The organism is Moorena sp. SIO3I6 (assembly GCF_010672095.1).
Map to the genome: position 1 here is coordinate 1 of NZ_JAAHHU010000395.1, position 3894 is coordinate 3894.

The 3894-nt window shown below is 40.8% G+C and carries 4 protein-coding genes; 2 read left to right on the forward strand and 2 right to left on the reverse strand.

Annotated features, from left to right (window positions below):
• Positions 1-126: 126 nt before the first annotated feature.
• On the forward strand, positions 127-1500 hold the full coding sequence (locus F6K49_RS36695) for an IS4 family transposase (protein WP_293104806.1): 1374 nt from the start codon (positions 127-129) through the stop codon (positions 1498-1500).
• Positions 1501-2241: 741 nt separating this feature from the next.
• On the opposite strand, the gene F6K49_RS36700 is transcribed toward F6K49_RS36695, so the two are convergent.
• Together F6K49_RS36700 and F6K49_RS36705 are read right to left on the reverse strand one after the other, a co-directional pair.
• Positions 2242-2499, reverse strand: coding sequence for a YgiT-type zinc finger protein (locus F6K49_RS36700; protein WP_293104809.1), 258 nt, complete (start codon positions 2497-2499; stop codon positions 2242-2244).
• Complete coding sequence (locus tag F6K49_RS36705; RefSeq protein WP_293026172.1) at positions 2499-2807, reverse strand: DUF4258 domain-containing protein; 309 nt, start codon at positions 2805-2807, stop codon at positions 2499-2501. Before F6K49_RS36705 ends, F6K49_RS36700 begins: the two co-directional genes overlap by 1 nt.
• Before the next feature lie 754 nt (positions 2808-3561).
• Between F6K49_RS36705 and F6K49_RS36710 the strand changes: the two genes are divergently transcribed.
• Positions 3562-3792 (forward strand): hypothetical protein, encoded by a 231-nt coding sequence (locus tag F6K49_RS36710; RefSeq protein WP_293026170.1) that lies wholly within the window; start codon positions 3562-3564, stop codon positions 3790-3792.
• The last annotated feature ends 102 nt before the right edge of the window (positions 3793-3894 follow it).

A 3894-nucleotide genomic window follows, 5' to 3' on the forward strand; every position in this document is an offset into this window, starting at 1 on the left:
TTAGTTGACATTGATCAGGAGATAATTTTGAGGCTCAGGGTACCCTCGGGTGTTTTGATAGGGGTAGATATCAGGTGATCCTATCTTCATATTAGAATATGAAAGCAAATGTATAGGAGCAAGCTGATGTCAGGGTGGGCTACAGCCGAATTAAAAAATGCTCAATTGGGAGATGTTCGACGAACCAAAAGATTAATCCTCATCGTAGATAATCTATCTAAAAAACCGTCAGCAACTGTGCCAGAAGCCTGTGGGACTTGGGCAGCCACCAAAGCCACTTATGACTTTTGGGACTCCCCATATATAAAACCAGAACAGATTAGACAAGCTCACATCGATTCGACTCTAAAAAGAATTACAGAACAGGATTGGATCTTAGCTATTCAGGATACAACAGAATTCAATTATACTAATCATCCAGCTACTCAAGGAATGGGATATCTTGATAGTAAATATTCATGGGGTTTGAAAGTACACTCGACTATAGCAGTGACCACAGAAGGAATTCCCTTAGGACTGATAAACCAACAAGTATGGGCAAGAGACATATTAGAATTAGGAAAAGCGTCAACCCGTCATCAAAAACCAACCATTACCAAGGAAAGTAATAAATGGTTATTGGGATTAAGGGCAACAAAAGAGTTAATTACTTCTGGTCAAAAAGTCGTGACTATTGCCGATAGAGAAGCCGATTTTTATGATTTATTTGCTGCCTGTAGTAGTTTGGAGTCAGCTTTCTTGATTAGAGCTACTCAAAACAGATGTTTAATGGACTCTGATCAACACTTAAAAGAAGCCCTAGAAGAAGTTCAGCCTCAGGGAGAACTAATTGTAGAATTAAAACGCAATTTAAATCGGAAAGCTCGTCGTGCTAAATTAACTATTAGGTTTACCAGTTTAACTATTAAAGCGCCTCAAAACCGTCCATGGCCAAAACACTTAGCAGCCATCAACTTACAAGTCATTTTAGCGGTAGAAGAAGACCCACCATTGTCAGAAGAGCAAATTAGTTGGTTGTTACTGACTAATTTACCAATTAGTAATTGCTCCCAGGCAATTCGTTATGTTAAATGGTATAGTTATCGTTGGCTAATCGAACGTTATCACTATACTTTAAAAAGTGGTTGTGGTCTGGAAAAACTTCAATTAAGAACTGCTCGACGTTTAGAGATGGCTCTGGCAACTTACTCGATTGTGGCTTGGCGTTTACTTTGGCTTACGTATCAAGCTCGTTGTCATCCTGAAACGGATTGTTCTGTCGTTTTAGAACCTTATGAATGGCAAGCTCTTTACGCTACTATTCATGAAAAAAAATATCCCTTTACTCGTCCTCCTACTTTAGGAGAAGTTATTGGTTGGATTGCACAATTGGGAGGTTTCTTGGGGCGAAAATCTGATGGCGCTCCTGGAGTTAAAACTCTTTGGCGTGGTTTAAGAAGATTAGATGATATTGCCCGTACTTGGCTATTTTGTCATAATTCTTTTTTTGATGAATCTTAGTACGTAAGAAGAGGCTACATAACCATAATAAAGACTAATAACCGATTGCAAAGCTGATCAGTCCCCCCTCGGCCTTTACTAATCGGTATGAATTGCTATATTTATACTTGTTGAATTCAGCTTTGTCAAGTCAATAAATGCTTTTAGGGCTTGCTGAATAAGTCTACAAAGCGACTTTAGAGGCTACACAGCTTGACAAATCTGAGTTTCACCCCAAGGTTCCCCAAGAAAACCCAGGGATTTCCCACAAAAGTACAAGGTTTTTGAGCGACAAGATGCCAAAACCTGGCACTTTGTTTTGGAAAAAAGGCTTGAAAGCCTTGTCGGGTATGCCTTCTGCCTTCATGCAGCCAGCCCTATTTATTTCCTATTCATAATTCCTAAAATTTGTCAAGTTTTTTGTAAAGAAATATGTTTATAAAGCATAGCTTAAAAAAGGGGGACTTTGAGTATGGCTCCCCCCTTCCGCGCGGGGGGCTGGGGGGGATCTAAATCTTGCGGAAAACTTTGAAAACACGCCCTAGGCTCACGCTACTTGAGGTGCTTATGGGCTATGGACAAGCTAAACCGAACATTGAATAAGCGATGCAGCAAGGGAACAGGGCAGGCAGTCGGCCAAAGGGGGTGGGTGCATCTCAGTTTTGCCATTAGGCAAAACTGAGTTAGGATTTTTCAATGGTAGGGTGGGCAAAATTCAAGCGGTTGTCGGTTTGATTAGAAATCATGGCTAATTTGCCCACCCTACAAGAGCGGCGCTCGGACGCTAAAGGATTGTCCTATTAATTCAAAGTCTTTGGTTTCTTGATTTTTAAGTTTGGTTCGAATCTGGGCAAATTGTCTAACTACATTGGGGTTATATAATCGTTCACCACAATGTAAACAGACTTCGGCTTCTACTTGAACAATGGCTGTATTTCCCCCACCTTTGAGGATTTTTTTAACTTGTTTTGTGGTCAATTTTCCTTGACAATTAGGACATTTTTTCGGGGTTTTAATCACTATCTCCTTATTTTACCATTAATCCACTTTTTCGGATCAGGTCGATATACAGTAACTAAAATAGCTGTGTTTGTTTCTTGATCATAATCCCGGACGCTATGAATTGGCTCAGTTGCAAAGTTTTCGCCATAGATTAGGCAGCGCGGATAAGGTTGATGATTAGTATAGTCTTCTAGAATTTCACCATACAGGACGGAATGATAAATTTCATCAAAAGACAATTGATCTTCTTCTGCTTCTTCGTCAGCATGATCGGTAATCCAAAATCGATAATCAAGAATTGCCTCACGAATTTTATTGATATTCATTCATTTTAGCTTACATCTGATTAAGGATAAGTGTATTTTCCTATTTTAATCGATAAAGCACCGAATATTACCAGTAGTAGGGTGGGCAAATTCTGAGAGTTTGACAATTTGATCAAGAATCATGTCCATTTGCCCACCCTACAAAAGCGTACGCACTAAATAAGCATTCAGCAGTCAGCGGTGAGCTAAAAGCTCACGCTACTTGAGGTGCCGTCAACTTTCCATAACTCAGTGGGGTAGGGTGGGCAAATTCTGAGAGTTTGACAATTTGATCAAGAATCATGTCCATTTGCCCACCCTACAAAAGCGATCACACTATTAGTGGTCGGGTGGGCAAATTCTGAGAGTTTGACAATTTGATCAACAATCATGTCCATTTGCCCACCCTACAAAAGCGTACGCACTATTAGTGGTCGGGTGGGCAAATTCTGAGAGTTTGACAATTTGATCAACAATCATGTCCATTTGCCCACCCTACAAAAGCGTACGCACTGATAGCTGAATGCTGATAGCTAATAGCTGATATAGCAATCCGTGTAGGAATTTAGAGAACTTTGTTCCCTACTCCCTACTCCCTACTCCCTGTTCCCTTTGCTCTAGCTGATAGCTGATCGCTTGCGTTCGCGTAGCGGCTCTTTCAGAGCATCGCATTTCTTTACATTATCTCTCAAAAAAAAATTTCTAAAAACCCTTGACAATGTTATTTATACTCATTATGAGTATCAACGTAAACAAAAAGCAAAAGGTTACCCTTATGCCATCAGAATTTCCAACTAATAATCCAGACAACAATCCCGATGATTCTTCCTCAAAAAAAATCCGTGTTCAGCACATTTTGAGGGGCTCCCGCAAGGCAGTAACTAATACCATGCATGCCCTGTATGCACTGGGTTACGCCCAAATATCCGAGTGGAGTCCTCTGCAGCCGACGGATGTTCCCGGAGAATTCATAACAATTATGACCAAGTACTTGAGGCTCCGTTAACACGTTAAATTGCTGGGGGGTTTTCCCCCCGGCCAAACCATCCGGTCCAATCCCGTAGCGTGACCTTCGGCCAATCCCATAGGATCACGTCTGGATAAGTTA